General features: G+C 68.1%; 23 protein-coding genes. 9 read left to right on the forward strand and 14 right to left on the reverse strand.

Going from position 1 to position 14611, the window contains the following annotated elements:
• Positions 1 to 278: 278 nt before the first annotated feature.
• The 3 genes from AB0K21_RS37750 to AB0K21_RS37760 form a co-directional block, all read right to left on the reverse strand.
• On the reverse strand, positions 279 to 665 hold the full coding sequence (locus AB0K21_RS37750; RefSeq protein ID WP_343970877.1) for a hypothetical protein: 387 nt from the start codon (positions 663 to 665) through the stop codon (positions 279 to 281).
• 3 nt (positions 666 to 668) lie between these two features.
• Positions 669 to 1091 carry a hypothetical protein gene (locus AB0K21_RS37755; protein ID WP_364156920.1) on the reverse strand — a complete coding sequence of 141 codons (423 nt, stop codon included), beginning with the start codon at positions 1089 to 1091 and terminating at the stop codon, positions 669 to 671.
• A 243-nt stretch (positions 1092 to 1334) separates the two neighbouring features.
• Complete coding sequence (locus AB0K21_RS37760; RefSeq protein ID WP_364156923.1) at positions 1335 to 1958, reverse strand: hypothetical protein; 624 nt, start codon at positions 1956 to 1958, stop codon at positions 1335 to 1337.
• 111 nt (positions 1959 to 2069) lie between these two features.
• On the opposite strand from AB0K21_RS37760, the gene AB0K21_RS37765 reads away from it, so the two are divergent.
• Positions 2070 to 2645: a cadmium resistance transporter gene (locus AB0K21_RS37765; protein ID WP_364156926.1), complete on the forward strand. Its 576-nt coding sequence runs from the start codon at positions 2070 to 2072 to the stop codon at positions 2643 to 2645.
• A gap of 106 nt (positions 2646 to 2751) precedes the next feature.
• Positions 2752 to 3501 carry a PrsW family glutamic-type intramembrane protease gene (locus AB0K21_RS37770; RefSeq protein ID WP_343970889.1) on the forward strand — a complete coding sequence of 250 codons (750 nt, stop codon included), beginning with the start codon at positions 2752 to 2754 and terminating at the stop codon, positions 3499 to 3501.
• A gap of 18 nt (positions 3502 to 3519) precedes the next feature.
• Here the strand turns inward: AB0K21_RS37770 and AB0K21_RS37775 are convergent, their stop codons facing one another.
• Positions 3520 to 4383: an NUDIX domain-containing protein gene (locus tag AB0K21_RS37775; protein ID WP_343970892.1), complete on the reverse strand. Its 864-nt coding sequence runs from the start codon at positions 4381 to 4383 to the stop codon at positions 3520 to 3522.
• Between the two features lie 255 nt (positions 4384 to 4638).
• Here AB0K21_RS37775 and AB0K21_RS37780 point away from each other — a divergent pair, with 255 nt between their 5' ends.
• Entirely contained in the window at positions 4639 to 5100 is a 462-nt protein-coding gene (locus AB0K21_RS37780; protein WP_343970895.1) for a DUF4328 domain-containing protein, read from the forward strand.
• Positions 5091 to 5441: a VOC family protein gene (locus AB0K21_RS37785; protein ID WP_364156932.1), complete on the forward strand. Its 351-nt coding sequence runs from the start codon at positions 5091 to 5093 to the stop codon at positions 5439 to 5441. Before AB0K21_RS37780 ends, AB0K21_RS37785 begins: the two co-directional genes overlap by 10 nt.
• 71 nt (positions 5442 to 5512) lie before the next feature.
• Here the strand turns inward: AB0K21_RS37785 and AB0K21_RS37790 are convergent, their stop codons facing one another.
• Together AB0K21_RS37790 and AB0K21_RS37795 are read right to left on the reverse strand one after the other, a co-directional pair.
• The gene (locus AB0K21_RS37790; protein ID WP_343970901.1) at positions 5513 to 6529 is read right to left on the reverse strand and encodes a TerC/Alx family metal homeostasis membrane protein; all 1017 of its coding nucleotides are present in this window, start codon (positions 6527 to 6529) and stop codon (positions 5513 to 5515) included.
• 490 nt (positions 6530 to 7019) lie between these two features.
• Entirely contained in the window at positions 7020 to 7286 is a 267-nt protein-coding gene (locus tag AB0K21_RS37795; protein WP_364156935.1) for a hypothetical protein, read from the reverse strand.
• 141 nt (positions 7287 to 7427) lie between these two features.
• On the opposite strand from AB0K21_RS37795, the gene AB0K21_RS37800 reads away from it, so the two are divergent.
• From AB0K21_RS37800 to AB0K21_RS37810, 3 genes are all read left to right on the forward strand, one after another.
• Positions 7428 to 8132, forward strand: a complete 705-nt coding sequence (locus tag AB0K21_RS37800) for a hypothetical protein (protein WP_364156938.1) — start codon at positions 7428 to 7430, stop codon at positions 8130 to 8132.
• 82 nt (positions 8133 to 8214) lie between these two features.
• Entirely contained in the window at positions 8215 to 8583 is a 369-nt protein-coding gene (locus AB0K21_RS37805) for a hypothetical protein (protein ID WP_364156941.1), read from the forward strand.
• On the forward strand, positions 8580 to 9335 hold the full coding sequence (locus tag AB0K21_RS37810) for a DUF2637 domain-containing protein (protein WP_364156944.1): 756 nt from the start codon (positions 8580 to 8582) through the stop codon (positions 9333 to 9335). The genes AB0K21_RS37805 and AB0K21_RS37810 overlap by 4 nt, the downstream gene beginning before the upstream one ends.
• 63 nt (positions 9336 to 9398) lie before the next feature.
• Here the strand turns inward: AB0K21_RS37810 and AB0K21_RS37815 are convergent, their stop codons facing one another.
• On the reverse strand, positions 9399 to 9629 hold the full coding sequence (locus AB0K21_RS37815) for a GntR family transcriptional regulator (RefSeq protein WP_364156947.1): 231 nt from the start codon (positions 9627 to 9629) through the stop codon (positions 9399 to 9401).
• Between the two features lie 168 nt (positions 9630 to 9797).
• On the opposite strand from AB0K21_RS37815, the gene AB0K21_RS37820 reads away from it, so the two are divergent.
• Positions 9798 to 10046, forward strand: coding sequence for a hypothetical protein (locus AB0K21_RS37820; protein WP_364156950.1), 249 nt, complete (start codon positions 9798 to 9800; stop codon positions 10044 to 10046).
• Entirely contained in the window at positions 10043 to 10249 is a 207-nt protein-coding gene (locus tag AB0K21_RS37825) for a hypothetical protein (protein ID WP_364156953.1), read from the forward strand. Before AB0K21_RS37820 ends, AB0K21_RS37825 begins: the two co-directional genes overlap by 4 nt.
• A 107-nt stretch (positions 10250 to 10356) precedes the next feature.
• Here AB0K21_RS37825 and AB0K21_RS37830 read toward each other — a convergent pair whose 3' ends face one another.
• The 7 genes from AB0K21_RS37830 to AB0K21_RS37860 all read right to left on the reverse strand — a co-directional run bounded on the left by AB0K21_RS37830 (position 10357) and on the right by AB0K21_RS37860 (position 14529).
• Entirely contained in the window at positions 10357 to 10962 is a 606-nt protein-coding gene (locus tag AB0K21_RS37830; RefSeq protein ID WP_364156956.1) for a CheR family methyltransferase, read from the reverse strand.
• The gene (locus AB0K21_RS37835) at positions 10959 to 11684 is read right to left on the reverse strand and encodes a methyltransferase domain-containing protein (protein WP_364156959.1); all 726 of its coding nucleotides are present in this window, start codon (positions 11682 to 11684) and stop codon (positions 10959 to 10961) included. The genes AB0K21_RS37830 and AB0K21_RS37835 overlap by 4 nt, the downstream gene beginning before the upstream one ends.
• A gap of 3 nt (positions 11685 to 11687) precedes the next feature.
• Positions 11688 to 12413 carry a hypothetical protein gene (locus AB0K21_RS37840; protein WP_364156962.1) on the reverse strand — a complete coding sequence of 242 codons (726 nt, stop codon included), beginning with the start codon at positions 12411 to 12413 and terminating at the stop codon, positions 11688 to 11690.
• 14 nt (positions 12414 to 12427) lie between these two features.
• Positions 12428 to 13108 (reverse strand): hypothetical protein, encoded by a 681-nt coding sequence (locus AB0K21_RS37845; RefSeq protein ID WP_364156965.1) that lies wholly within the window; start codon positions 13106 to 13108, stop codon positions 12428 to 12430.
• 110 nt (positions 13109 to 13218) lie between these two features.
• Entirely contained in the window at positions 13219 to 13629 is a 411-nt protein-coding gene (locus AB0K21_RS37850; RefSeq protein ID WP_364156968.1) for a hypothetical protein, read from the reverse strand.
• Positions 13626 to 13853 (reverse strand): hypothetical protein, encoded by a 228-nt coding sequence (locus AB0K21_RS37855; protein ID WP_364156971.1) that lies wholly within the window; start codon positions 13851 to 13853, stop codon positions 13626 to 13628. Before AB0K21_RS37855 ends, AB0K21_RS37850 begins: the two co-directional genes overlap by 4 nt.
• Positions 13828 to 14529 (reverse strand): helix-turn-helix domain-containing protein, encoded by a 702-nt coding sequence (locus AB0K21_RS37860; RefSeq protein ID WP_364156974.1) that lies wholly within the window; start codon positions 14527 to 14529, stop codon positions 13828 to 13830. Before AB0K21_RS37860 ends, AB0K21_RS37855 begins: the two co-directional genes overlap by 26 nt.
• Between the last annotated feature and the right edge of the window lie 82 nt (positions 14530 to 14611).

A 14611-nucleotide genomic window follows, 5' to 3' on the forward strand; every position in this document is an offset into this window, starting at 1 on the left:
GTCTGAGTACCTCATACCTCCAGGCTGTCACCTGGGCAAACAGTGCGGACAAGCACCCCCGAGCAACCCGTGACGCCCAACTTTCTTCGTCAGTACCTGGTCGTATTCCGGTCCGTCAGGAATGTCGAGCTTGATGCGCCTCGTCTGGAACGTCACTCTCCCAGTGTGAAAGCCCCGGCTCCGAAAATCGATCGCGCGCGCAATGATATTTGGCATCGGTTTCAACCGGATGGTTATGGCGGTCTGCCCGGGACGACGCTCCCGCGGCGGGCGGGGAGCTACGGCAGCGGATCGATCTCAAGGTTCTGGTCGTACTGGACGAGCTCGGCCCCGCGGTCCGTGAGGATGGGCCATCGGGTGGCGCGGGCACACCAGATGACGTGTCCGGCCGTGATGTCGCGCGATCCGTCGAGGATCTCCGCGATGTCCCCGACCTTCCCGTGTGTGAAGTCATCGATCTTCACGCCGGGTGTCGTGACGAGCTCGAACAGCTCCACCTGGGTGGAGATCGGGGAGATGGACAGGACGGCCGCGAGGCTGGTCGCCGGGACGCATATCCCGCCACCACGGAAAAGGCACATGGCGGCGACACTTCTGGAGTATTCGGTCTTCGCCACCGCGATGTCGACCAGCGCGCTCACGTCGAGCACTCGACCGGGAAGCACGGCTCAATGCCTCCTGAACGGGCGAATGCCGATCTGGCCCCACTCCGCCTCGGAGATCTGGTCGACCCCGAGGGATTCGGCTGCCACGTCGAGGTCTTCTCGGTTCAGGTTCCAGCGGTGCATCAGGGTGATCACGTGGGGTTTGTTGCCGATCTCTCGCTGGACCGCCGTGTGGATCACGTCGACGAGGCGGTTTCCGGTCAGCCGTGCCTTACGAGAGAGTGCCTCATAGTCCGCTTTATCCAGCTCTATAGTGATAGAGGTTTCGGGAGCTGATGTGCTGATGGTCTTCTGTCCTTCTCTGAGCTGAAGATGTGCCAGCCAGAGCGGAACCGAATCCGATTCATGTCTGGCGCTATCTTGATCATTCGCTGATGGTTTTTCCGATCCTGTGCCGTCTCGCCTTGTCGGCATGGAGTGGGCCATAAGCTCGACAGTAGCTGTGAATTGCGGATTATGGCAGCACTTCTACATGACTTCGATGGCAGGTGCGAGGGGGATTCCCGGTCGCGTGCCGGTTGTCGTCCGCGTCACCTGCCTTTCCGTACCCCGAGATCGCGTCTCATCTCCGGTGGGGACATCGCCGGTTTCGGACATCCCCGGGACTACGCGTATCTCTACGCAACCAAGCGTATCCACATATGTGCATATGTGCAGGTCCCAAATTCATTATTCAAGGAAACCTGATGGCTGGGTGGGGGTGGATGGGCCTGGAGCGGGATCGGAGGGGGCTGAGGTGGGAGTGGCGGTGCCGCAGAATCCCGCGGCCCGCCGCTGCTCGGCTATCTGGTCGACCGGTTTCCGGTACTCCGACTGCTCCTCGGGTGGCGGCTCGTACCGCCACGAGTCGCTCTCGAAGACGAAGCCGAACTCCGTCGTCTCGCCGAGCCGGCTGGCCCGGACTATGGCGGTGTCGCCGGTGATCGCGACATCGGCGATGGTGAGCGGGGAGTTGGCCACGAGGGGCGGGCAGAGGCCGAACAGCCTCGCGTACTCCTCCCGGGTGATCAACCCCTGTGCCCGGGTGGTCCACAGGTCCCAGAAATCACCGTAGGAGCCACTGCTGTACGCGTCGAGCGCCGGCTGGGCGGCCTGGCGGACCGAGGCCTCCGAGTGCTCGGCATCAGGCGTTGGAGCCGCGACCGGCGGTGAGGAGGGTGGGTTGAGCACCATGAACACGGTGATGACGGCCCCGATGACCATACCGAGGGCCATGACGACTATCACGGTCAGCCCGCGCCCCGTCTCGCCCCGCGGCGGCTGACCGTACTGCGGCGGAGGCGGATAGCCCACGTGCGGTCTCCGAAGGGCCGACAAGAGCGGATGAACGTGATCATAATCCCCGCAGCCTGCGGCTGGCCACGGTCGCCGCCCACATTAGGAAGAAGGGGACATAATTCGCTCGTGATCCAAACGATCGGTACGGCCGTCGCCGTCTTCGCCGGCACTAACGTGGACGACATCATCCTGTTGACCGTGCTGTTCCTGACATCCCGGGCGGGTGGTGTTCCGCGCCCATGGCAGATCGTCGCCGGTCAGTACACGGGCATCGCCGCCCTGGTGGCCGTCTCGGCCGTAGCGGCCCTCGGGCTCGCGGTGCTGCCGGACCGCTGGGTGGGGCTGCTCGGCCTGGTGCCGTTCGGCATGGGGGTGTGGGGGCTGGTCAGAGCAGGAAGGGGTGGTGACGGTGAGACGTCACGGGTCGCCTCCGGCCTGCTCTCGATCGCGGGGGTGACCGTCGCCAACGGCGCCGACAACATCTCCGTCTACACCCCGCTGTTCCGCACGATCGGTCCGGCAGCCAGTGCCCTCACGATGGCGGTGTTCGCGCTGCTTGTCGCGGTCTGGTGCGCGGCGGCCTCCTGGCTCGGGTCGCACAGGAAGATCATCGAGCTGGTGGAGCGGACGGGCGCCTGGCTGGTGCCCGTGGTGTTCATGATTATCGGTGTGGTCATTGTGGCGGAGTCGATATTTAGATAAATATGGACAATTCGCCCGAATTTGGGGCAGGTGTATCGGGGAATTAATCATTATGCGAGACCATTTGCGCTTCTATCGGCATCGATGGTTCAAGGCGTGGATCGCCATGATCGTTCTATCCTTCTCGCTCATCGCCATGATGCAGGCGGCCGGCAACCAGGCGGTCATGCCCGCGGCCTTCTTCTACGGGGCCGCGGCCGGGCCCATCGCGCTCCTGCTCGCCATCCACGACCGTATTCATATCGCCACCAGCGTGCCGGCCATGACGCTGATGGGGATGTTCCTGTTCGGCGGGGGCGTCGCCCTGTTGCTCGGCGGTTATTTCGACTCGCTTTTCATCTCCCAGAAGAACAGCACCTCGATCCTGCGGGTCGGATGGATCGAGGAACCCGCGAAACTCGTCCCACCTCTCGCGGTCGCCCTCACCGGGCGCCATCTCACCAAGGCCGCGGGGGTCGCACTCGGCCTGTCCTGCGCGACCGGATTCACGATCATGGAATCGATGGCCTACGCCTGGAAGAGCATCGCCAACAACGGCGGTGCCGTCGGTGCGGGCACGATTCTCCTCATACGCGGTCTCACCACCCCATTCAGCCACCTCGTCTGGACCGGTCTGGTGTGCGCGGTGGCCTTCGGGGCCTGGCAGATCAGAGGCCGTGCCGTTGTCACCATCCCCATCATCGCCGCCTTCATGACGGCGGCCCTGCTCCACTCGCTCAGCGACGGCCTGCTCATTCTGGACATCCCCCAGCCCGCCCGCCTGCTCTTCCTCGTTGTCGCCGCGGCGAGCTACTGGCTGTTCCACCGGGCCACCCGCGACCTGAGACCACAGGCCGCCCCGGCCACCGAACCTTGAGATGTTCCACGTGAAACGTCACAACTGGGAGAGCAGCCACCGGGGACCGGCGACCTCGGCGCCCAGTTCGGTGACCCGCTCGCGCAGCCCCCGGTCGGCGGTGACGACCAGGATGCGCTCCCACGGGCGGGCGTCCCGCACGGCCTGGACGACCGCGTCGTCCCCGCTTCCCGGTGCGGCGATCACGGAGACGCCGGACACCGGAGGGGTGTCCCGGGCGGCCCCCTCGACGATCGCGGTCACCCGGGGGAACCAGCGCGCCAGGGCCGGGATCTGGCCGGGTACGGTCCACAGGCCACCGGCGGCGTGCGTGCCGACCTCGGTGAGCAGCCTGGCCGCCGCGCCGGCGCGGTCCCTCCACCAGCCGTGCTCGGCGCGGGCGCCCACGATGTTGGCGATGTCGAGGACGATGAGGGAGGGGGCGAGCGCGAGAGCGATCACCGGCCAGGTCTCGGCGAAGCCGGGGTGAAGTTTTTTGGCGGTGACCTCCTCGGCGGGAAGCCAGCGCAGGTCGGCGCTCTCACTGTTGCCGGGAACCGCTTTCAGCAGTTCCACGGCCTCGGTGATCACTGTCTCGAAGGACCAGCCGCCGTGGTCGTCGAGGTAGACGCCCTGGATCCGCAGGCCGGTGCTGTCCAGCGTGGCCTCCTCGAACGCCTCACGCAGGGCGGCCGTGACGGTGTCCTCGTGGCTGTCGCGGGCACCGCCGGGCAGTCCCCAGGTGCCGCCGTGGTGGCTCCAGAGGGAACGCTTCTGCATCAGGATGTGCGGCTTCCCCGTGGCGTCGTGGTGGACGGCGAGCAGCCCGGCCGCCCCGTACACGCCCCAGTGCCGGTGCCCGCGCTCACATTGGGCCCAACCGTCCCCATCCCTGGCCGCCATGGACCAATGATGCATCAGCCTGGTCCGGCGGCACCGGACCGGGTCGGCCTTCCCGCCCGTGCTCCCGGCGACCTGTCGCAGGTCAACGCTCGCGGGTGAGGGGCCGCGGCGCACCTCGCGGAAGCGGACAAGCCTTCCGCTGACGGTCAGAAATACCTCTATATCGGCTATGCCAGATCCGCAATACTTGCGTACCCCGGCCCCCGCTAAAGGACTCGCATGAAGTCGAGCGCGTTCTCTATGCACATTCGCCCGTTGCGCCCGATCCGTGCGTTCGCAACCGTTGCCATCACCCTGATCGCTCTGGTCACCATCGTGTCCGTGGGCCTGTCGGGGCTGCGGATCCTCTACGAGGGGGACCGGCTCTGGCGACTGGTCTACGAGTGGGAGGCCCTGTACACGCTCCTCCTCTCCCCGGCCGTCCTCCTTTTCCCGATCCTCTGCCTTTTGGCGGGAATCGCCTTCGTATGCTGGCTGTTACGCGCCCGCGCCAACTCGTACGCGATCTCTCCAGGGGTCTTTCACGTGTACGCCGCGCCGTACCTGGTGCTCGGCTGGATCCTCCCCATCGTCGACCTGTTCGCCCCGAAGGGGATCGTCGACGACATCCTGGCCACTTCCCGGCCAGGTGGCCTACGACCGGGGAGCGACCTCTTCAGGGCCCGCCGCTCGGGTCTGGTCTGGGCATGGTGGCTGACGTGGGTGCTGTGGCCGTAGTCGATCTCCTCGGCTTCGAGCTCCTGGAGGACAGGCCGCAGGGGGAGGGAGGGCGCTGGGTGACGGTCCGCCCACGAGGCCCGCGGGAGACGGCGCTCCTGCTCGCGCGCGCCGACGGTCCCGAGCAGGAGGCCCGCGTCGGCGACCGGACCGGCGGCAGGGCCGGCCTGTTCCTCCACACAGACGACTTCGCCCGCGACCACGAGCGGATGCCGGCGGCGGGCGTCACCTTCGAGGAGACTCCGCGGCACGAGCCCTACGGCACGGTCGCCGCCTTCCAGGACCTGTACGGCAACCGCTGGGATCTGGTTCAGCCCCGCCTCTCACCCGCGTACGGCTGAGCCTCGCCGACCGGATGACCGGTCGGACCCGGACGGCCGCCGCGCGGCCCCGTGCTCGTGTCCTCGCCCGGCTACCCGCGTTCGGCGGGTGCGGAGGCGACCTTCGCGTCGAGGCGGTTGGCGTACAGGCTTGTGGCCGTGACGGTGGCCAGGACCGCGATGATGACGCCCAGCGAGACCGGAGTGGGGATCTCCGGGATCCACGTCCAGACACCGTGCGCCCAGTGCAGGACGAGCTTGATCCCGATGAAGGCCAGGATGATGCCGAGTCCGTGGTTCAGGTGCCGCAGTTTCGCCAGGAAGCCCAGGAGGACGAAGTAGAGCGCGCGAAGGCCCAGGAGGGCGAAGGCGTTGGTGGCGAAGACGAGGTAGGGGTCCTCGGTCACGCCGTACACCGCGGGCACCGAGTCGACGGCGAAGACGATGTCGGTGGCGAAGACGGCCACGATGGCCAGCGCCAGCGGGGTCAGGGCACGGCGGCCGCCCTCACGAACGACCAGGTGGGAACCACGGTAGTCGTCGGTGACCGGCATGAAGCGCCGTAGCAGCCGGACCGTGCGCATGGAGGAGATGTCGACCTGCTGCTCCGTCCCGCTCAGCGCGTCCTTCATGATCTTCACGGCGGTGACGATCAGTATCCCGCCGAACAGCAGGAACGCCCAGGTGCCGCTCTGCAGGACGGCGGCCCCCAAAGCGATGAAGATCGCCCGCAGTACCAGCGCCCCGATGATGCCGTACAGCAGGACCCGCTGGGCCAGGGCGACCGGGACAGCGAAGGCGGACAGCAGCAGCATGAACACGAACAGGTTGTCCACCGACAGGGACTTCTCCACCACGTAGCCGGTGAAGAACTCCACCGCCACGCCGGACCCGAAGACCCCCCACAGATAGACGCCGAAGATCAGGGGCAGTGCCAGGTAGAAGACCGACCAGCCCACAGCCTCGCGCATCCGTACCTCGTGCGGCCGCCGGGTCAGTATGAAGTCCACGGCGAGCAGCAACAGCAGAGCGGCCACGGTGATGGTCCACAGTTGTGGCGAACCGATCGTTTCAAGACTGGCTGCTGACAGGAATGCCTCGGTGGGCATGAAACCTCCTCGAACGTGCTTGGCCGTTCGAGGTCTCCTTCACCCACACTGTGCAGGTGGCCGCCCGGGGACGTTATGAAACGTCCGTACTGACCGGATCGACTCTTGGGAAGTACTCCCCTCGTCGTCCCAGATTAGGGCAGTCGCCGGATGGTCCTCTACTTCGGGTCGCTGTCGGGGTCGGATCCGCACAGATGGTGGAATCAGCCACCTCGATCGGCGACACGGCCACCGAGCACGGGGAGACCCGGCGGAGTGGCCCCGCCCGCACCGGCCGGACGGTCACGGCGGCGGGAGCAGGGGGACGAGACGCCGGGCCACGGGCCTCAGCCGCCGCCCTTGCTGAAGTGCTGGTTCTTCTAGCTGCGATTCTGTGACCTGGGGGTATGCCGGTCGCACCCTGCGTGGCCTGCGTTTTTGCCTACTGTTGACGTTTGCTGTGATTGGCAGAAAACGGCCCTGTGACGGCCCAGGAACGGCCCAGAGGCCGTCAGGTCTCCTTGCGGGGCCTGCCGCCTTTCCGGGCGCGACGTTCGGACAGCTCGGCCTCGGCCCTGGCCAGCTTCTCCAGTTCCTTGGCGTCTCCGTGTTCGCGGACGGTGGTCACCATGTGCTCGACCAGGTCCTCGGAGCGCTCTCGCTGGAGGACGCGTCGACAGACCGACTCGTACGCCTCCCAAAGATCATCGGGGGCGCGAAACCGGCGGATCGGAGTATGGCTCGAATCGTCGCCTGGAGTCTTTTTCTGTGTGGTCACATGGAAATCCTGACACACGTCTTGTGTAGCCACAAGGTTTCTCGATACCGTGTAGCCACAAAGAAAGCGGGCCCGCCCCGGTGTGCAACCACCGGAACAGGCCCTTGATCACCACCTGCGCTATCAGGAAGTAGATCCACCATGCACGGTACCAAGCTCGACCGCACCCCTCCCGCTCTTCCCGTGAACCTGCGGACCCGTTCCACCGGCACCGTCCACGCCTCCACCGCCGACGGCGCCCCCCTGTGCCCGACTCGCATTACCTCCGGCGCCCTGGAGTCCACCTCCGAGCCGGTCTCCTGCCGCTCCTGCCGCTCCTGCCTGAAGCTCCACTCTCTCGAGGTCGTTGAGCGCCAGGAGCAGCCCGTAGCCGATGAGTCGCCGGCGCCCCGTGAGACGGGGGTGCGTGGCACCGTCCGCACCGCCGAAGGCATCGGGCCGCGTGTCTACCCGGGTGAGAACGTCGCCGAGCTGCTCGACACGCTGAAGGGCGTTCAGAGGCGCGGTGGCCTGCCCATGGACGCCGAGGTCGTGTCCCGCGCCCCTGGGGGCGTCTGGGAGCCCCTGGAGGCCATCCCCGCCCCTTCGGTCTCGCCCTGCCCGTCCTGGTGCCGCACCGACCACGCGGGCGGTGTCGACGTCGAACACGAGTCGGACCTGGAACACGTCGACGAGCACACCGACCTCATGACCGGGTTCCGCCAGGACCCGGGCGGGCCGGTGCTGATCGTGCTGTCCGACGACGAGCGCAGCGACGGCACTCTCACCCTGGAGCAGGCCGAGCACCTCGCGACCCACCTGCAGACCCTCATCACGGCCGCCCGTCAGGGTGGCTGTTCCTCATAGCAGAACGGCCCCCGACCGGTGTTCTCAGCACCGGTCGGGGGCCTGGACCACCAACCCCCTGATTCATCCAGGAGATGCGATCGTGGAACCGACCGTACCCAACCCCGCGCCCGGCTGGCAGCCCTGCCCCCTGCCCTGGTGCGACTCCACCCACAACCCCGGCCCTGACGTCGAGCACACCCGGCAGATCGTCGACCTCGACCTCGGCCAGCGGACCGTCGAGGTCATCTACTGCCAGCCGCAGAAGGCCGGCCACCTGAAGGACCCGCTGATCCGCGTCACCTGGGGCGCGGACTTCGCCCCGTACGGCACCCTCGACATCCCGCCGCACGCGGCAGAGGCGCTGGGGAGCATTTTCGAGCTGCTGACCGTGCAGACGTACGCCGAGTTCGGTGCCGCCCTGGCGCGCGGCGCGAAGGGCCCCGGCCCGGCTCGGCGGGTGAAGTGGTGATCCGCTTCTGTACGACCCTCGTGGTCGTCCTCCTGGCCGCGGTCGCCGCGATCGTGTCCTACCAGCACGCCTTCGAGGTCGTCACCGCGAACGGCGAGTCCGGTTTCACCGCGTACCTCGTTCCGCTCACCATCGACGGCGCGATCTTCGCCAGTTCCATGGTGTTGCTGGACGCGGCCCGCCGAGGCCTCCCTGTGCCTGCTCTGGCGCGGTGGACGCTCGCCCTGGGCATCCTGGCCACCCTCGCCGCGAACGTCGCGACCGGGTGGGCTCACGGCCCCGTCGGTTCGATCGTCGCCGCGTGGCCGGCGGTCGCCCTGGTGCTGTCCTACGAACTCCTCATGGGCATGATCCGGCGAGGTACAGCCACTCGAGCGACGCTCGAGATCGTCGCCTCCGGTGAGATGCCGGTGGGCGAGGTCGAGCGGGCATGGCGGGATGTCGAGGAACTCCTGAAGCTCACCGAGCAGGTCGAGGTACACATGCCCGCTGTACCTGTGCAGGTCACCGGGACGGCGACGCCGGGAGATCCGCGGGAAGTCGACGACCTCGCCGTGGGCGAGGTACAGCCGGAGGGCGTACCTGAGGACGACGATCCGCTGTACCCGCTCGCCCTGAGCAACTTCCTCGGCGACGTCACCGCCGGTGTGGTGCCGCCCGTCCGCACGATCAAAACGCGGATGTCGGTGGGTACGGACCGGGCGCGGAAGCTCCAGGCGTACCTCGGCCAGCTGGTCGCGGTCGCCACGTAGGCCGGCCAGCTGCACTCGACACCCTCACCCGGGCACAGGCCGGGGTGAGGGTGTTCGCATGCGTCAGCTGCGGTCGGCGACGAACGAGCCCATGGCCGGCGTCGTGATGATCAGCCCGTCCTCGCGCAACTGCGCTGTCACCTTGCGGATCGTGATGCGGGCAACGCCGAACTCCGCTTCCAGCTTCACCTCGGAGATGAGGGATTTCGGCGGGTACTCGCCGGTTTCGATGCGCTGGCGGATGACGGCGTAGATCTGTCGCCACTTCGGCTGTGTGGGGTCGAACTCGTACATGATCATGACTGTATGTAGGAGCTGAGCTGCGCTCATAGAAGCTCATAGGTATAGACAGGCATGGTTAGGGCAACGTACTTTGGTGCATGACGGTTGCTCAACGTGACGAGCCCGCCACGACGCTGGAACCGTCGGACGGGCTCTTGATCGGACAGGAGGGTCCGACCCATGCACCAGCATGGCACCACAGACCGCGCCGCGCTGACCGGCGACCAGATCGCCGCGCTCGCCCGAGTGATCGGCCACACCTTCCCCAGATGGGCGGTATGGGAGTTGAACGGCCACTGGTACGCGGCCGGCCCATACCCGAACAGCATGTGCTCACGCACCCTGCACGCTGACGGCCCGGCCGAGCTGTGCCGCCAGCTCGACCACTGCGAGCAGCTTCCCGTGGCCTTGCAGAAGGCGCCGCTATGACCCCCGGCGAGCTGGACAAGATGCACGCCGAGGCGGTGAAGCGCGGCGCGGACCCCGACGAGCTGGACCGTCTCCGCCAGGAAGCCATACAGGAGTGCGGCAGCGTCGAGGAGATGGTGCGGTGGGCTGGTTGGTTTGCGAGGCTTGACCACTACTACCGGGACCTGCGGGGCGAGATCTTCCGCGACCGCTTCCGTCTCTGATCTTCCTTCCGGGCATGCTCACACTCCTGCGTTACCAGGAGGCCCGGGAGGACAGCGACGCCCCCGCACCTGGAGGAGGTGCCGGGGGCGTCGCCATGTTCAGGCGCCTACCTCGGCCGCCAGATACAGCTGTGCTCCGCCTCGGTGAAGTACCGCGACAAGCCGACCGGCTCAACCGGCTCCAACCGAGCGTTCAGCAGGTCTCCGCCCCCCAGACCGAGACGACCCTCCACAGGCAGGAGCTCGCGCACCTCGCGCATCACCCGGGCCTGCACGGCGAGGTCGAGGTGACGCCACACGTTGCGGAGCAACGCCACATCACACGCGGGCACCGCATCGACGCCGAGCTCCCGCACGGAGAAGATGACACGCTCACGGATATGCGGAGCGACCACGTACCCGCCGTGCACGGGCCGGAAGTGCTTGGCGACCTGGACCCGGGACAGCCGGCCCTCACGAAGATTGGTGTCGATGTTCGCCCGGTCATACCGGCCGCGTTCGGCGACCTTCAGAAGATCGGCGTCCAGATCGCTGGCCAGGACCTGCCCGCCGATGCCGTGATCGTGCAGGAGGATCGCCGCGGAGTAAGCCTCCTCGCCCGTCCCGCACGCCCCCGACCACACAATGACCGGCCGGTCAAAACCGGTGAGCGTCGAAGCCAGGAACGGCCAGACCGCAGGAAGCCGGAACCACTCGGTGACGATCTGCCTCACGCCTCGACCTCCTTGACAGACAGGTACCCCTCGAACAGCAGATGCCGGTGCACGACTTCCACACTCTCAAGCCCGGCCCGGTGCAGCATGGCCACGTTCTGAGCCGACGTCAGCGGAGTCAGGACCCCTCGGAGACTGCGCGCCTTGCCGATGACCTCGGCGGGGCTGTGGCCACCGTTCAGCTTGTGCTCGGCGTACACCTGGCCGGCGAGATCCTGCATGCGCGCGGACTCGGCAAGGGTCTTCTCGAACACCACCAGGGCGCCACCGGGACGCACCGCGGCGCCGAGCCGAGCCACCAGGGCCGCGCGCTGCTCAACCGGCGTGAACTGGAGCGTGTAGTACGCCACGACCAAATCAGCCGGGGCAAAGTCGTAGCCGGCCGCATCCGCATCGACCACCTCGGCCCCCGACACGTCGGCCAGGCGTAGCCGGGCAACCGCGGTCATGTCCGGCTCAACGTCCAGCCCGACCACCTCGGCAGCCGGGTGCCGTGCGGCCAGACGCGCGGTGAGAGCGCCGGTCGAGCATCCGACGTCGTAGACGCGGCCACCGGGGCGAACGAAGAAGTCCGACAGGCTGACGATCAGGTCATGGCCGAGGGTGTAGGCCGGGATGGACCGGGCCGCGTGCTCGTCGAAGTGATGGGCCGCGGCCCCGGAAAATCTCCATCCTCCGGGACGCGCGGCGATGCCATCTCCTACAGGGAGGGGAGCTGCCATGGGTCAGGCGTCCCGCCGGATCGTCGCCCGCAGATCCACCGGCGTGCTGGACACGCCCTCGTACCAATCGCCCTTGTCGGTGATCTCCTGGTCGATGTAGCACTTCAGGAACGAGCGCGGGTACGGCGACATGATCCGGAAGACGGTCGCGCCCACGAACTTCCCGGCCACCAACGGCCGGTACACCTTCGAACCGATCGTGACGCTCCCGGCGCTGATCTCGCGGGAGAACCCCTCCGGGCCGGCCTGCTCACCATGGGTCGCAGCGATGCCCGCAGACCCGATCATCCGATACCACCGGGTAACACGGTCGTTGTGGTCCGCCATCGCCCCGCACAAGCCCCTCAGAGCCGTCTCGAAGACGTCCAGCGCGGCGACCACGTTCTCAGCCCCGTCGAGATCCGCGGCGGCCTCCTGGCGGATCTGGGCGCGGATGGACTCCCACTCGGCGTGCTTGCGCTTCTCCCGCACCGCCTCGGTACGGCGCTCGGCAGCGGAGACGCGCATCTGGGCGAGGTCGACGGCCGCACGCAACTCGACCAGCCGGGCCGGGGTCACCTCGGCCGCCTTCACCGCCAGACCAGCCGACGGGCTCTCACCGCGCGCCACCTGCTCGGCCTCCTGGAGCGCGCGCTCAGCCTGCTCGGCGTCGGCCAGGGCGTCACCGAGAATCGCGTCCACCTCGGCCTCGCTCATGGCCAGATCCGGGTCTGTCTTCGTCTTCGTCATGGGTGTGGTCCTGTTCATCGACGGAAGGTGGGGTTGAGGCGGGAAGCCTGAGCGCGCTCCTGTGCCTGCCGCTCGGCCGCGGTCCGCAGGCCAGGGAGGGTGAACATCTCGTCAGGGCGCCGGGCCGCCTGGAACGCCTGGAACGCCCACGCCCGGCCGGGCCCGCGGCCCTCGATCTCCTCACGCAAAGCCCGCATCTCCGCCAGCACCTCCGTCTTGCCGGCCGCCTGAGCCCACGCGTCGATCAGCTTCACCTGCCCGACATCGGCCGCCGCGGTGAGCACGGCGCGTAGGGCGGGCTCGTCGCCGAACCGCAGGGCATCGGCGAGCATCTGGCCGCGCTGCTCCGGGGAAGCGGTACGGGCCTCACTGAGGGCGGCACGGAACGCGGTGGTCATCACCGCGGCATCAGCCGGGGTGGCGTCGGCGGGAACCCCGGGACCGTTGGGGATCTGCCCCTGCAAGTAGGCCAGGCGGGCGGTACGCCGCTCCTGCAAGTCCCCGGCGAGCTTCTCCAACTCGGCGCCGTGCTGCTCGTGGGCGGCAACGACAGCCTCGGCCTTGGCCAGATCCGACAGGTTGAAGTCGTTGCGGATCGCGTCCAGGCGGGCCCCGTAGGACTCCTGAAGGGTCTGCGCGGCGGTGATGGCGGGATCATGCTGGGCCGGGCCCATCGGCGCGGGAGGCTGCTTCATCGGCTGGAAGGAGGAGACCAGCGGGGCGGGGGTAGCTCCGCCGGGAAGCCACCCGGGCGGGGTGACAGGCGCCGGCGCGGGCGAGGGTGTGGGCTCGTCGGGCACAGGGGTTACCTCCGTGTTCTGGCCACCTCCAAAGCGGTGGCGTCGTCAGCTCTCCACAAGCCCCGGGCCACCGGCTGAACATGCCTGTCCCGGGCGATGTTGCGGGCTTGCCGCGGGGTCACGCCGAGACGGGCAGCCAACTGGTCGGTGGTGATCAGCGCCTGCTCTGACGAGGATGCGCTGATTTCCGCGACCGGTAGCGAGGGCCTTCCGCGACCGGAAGCGATGGTGTGCAGCTGCCCGGCCGCGCGCAGCACTTCCAGGGCGGTGACGATCTCGGGGAGGATGTGCCCTCCGTCGGCCTGGTGCTTGGCGAGGTAGGCGCGCAGGACCCGCCAGATGGGATCACAGACGGACCCGGGCAGGTACGCGCCGGTGGCGATGAGCGCCGGGCCCGGCTCATCAGGAGCGCTCACAGGGCGTCTTCCTCCGGCTCGTCGCCGGTGCCGAACCGCTTCTTGACCGCGTCACTCCAGATGTCCCACTCCCGAAGCGTCCGCGGCTTCCCCCGGCCCTGGGCAAGTCGCCGGCCCCGCTCGGCCTTCTGTAGCTCGCGAAGGAGACGCCGCATCTTCGTGATGTCGGGCTTGCCGTCCGTCGTCACGTCGTACCGGTCAGGATTCTTGAAGGTGTCGCTCAAGGTGGGTTCTCTCCAACGGGTGGTATGGCCAGGCGAGCGTGGCGGCGAGGTCGTGGGCGCGGCGAGACAGGCGCTCACACTCGGCGCTGAGCGCTTCGGCGCGGTCGAGTTGGGCTTCCAGCCGGTCGAGCTGGGCTCGGGTGAGGTTGCCGGCCGGGGGGATGGGGAAGGCGCGGGCCCCGGCGAGGGCGAGCTGTCGCGCGGCGACACGGGCTCGACCAGCCTCCCGCCCGACCTCATCCCGGAGCGCCTTCACCTCACGGCGAGCCTTGCCGAACCGGCGGGCACGTCTCCGGAGACCCTGCGGGGTGTCGGGGCGTAGGGAGTCGGCGGCCGCGGCCTGGAGCAGCTCGGCGACCGGGCCCGGGTTCTCATGGTCGAGTCCGTAGGCGAGCGCAGCCAACACCCCGGGCCGGGGCCGGCGCTCCCCGGCCTCCAGTCGGGTGATGGTCGACCGGGCCACCGTCGAGCGGACGGCGAGGGCCCGGGTGGACAGGCGGCGTTCGGCACGCAGGGAGCGAAGCAGGGCGCCGAGCGTGGCGGCCAGGCGCTCCCGCTCCGCGTCGTCCGGCTGGGAACGTTCGAACCGTACGGACGCAGGATGGTCGCCTGACGCGGGCGCATGCGCGATCGCGCGCGGGGGGAGTGACCGGGCGAAGCTGCGGACGTCCGTCATCTGGTCGCCTGACGCGCCCGCGCACACGATCGCGCGTGGGGCAGGAGTGACCGGTCATTCGCGCGCGTGTACGCGCTTCTTG

The organism is Streptosporangium sp. NPDC049248 (assembly GCF_040678965.1).
Taxonomy (GTDB): Bacteria; Actinomycetota; Actinomycetes; order Streptosporangiales; family Streptosporangiaceae; genus Streptosporangium; species Streptosporangium fukuiense.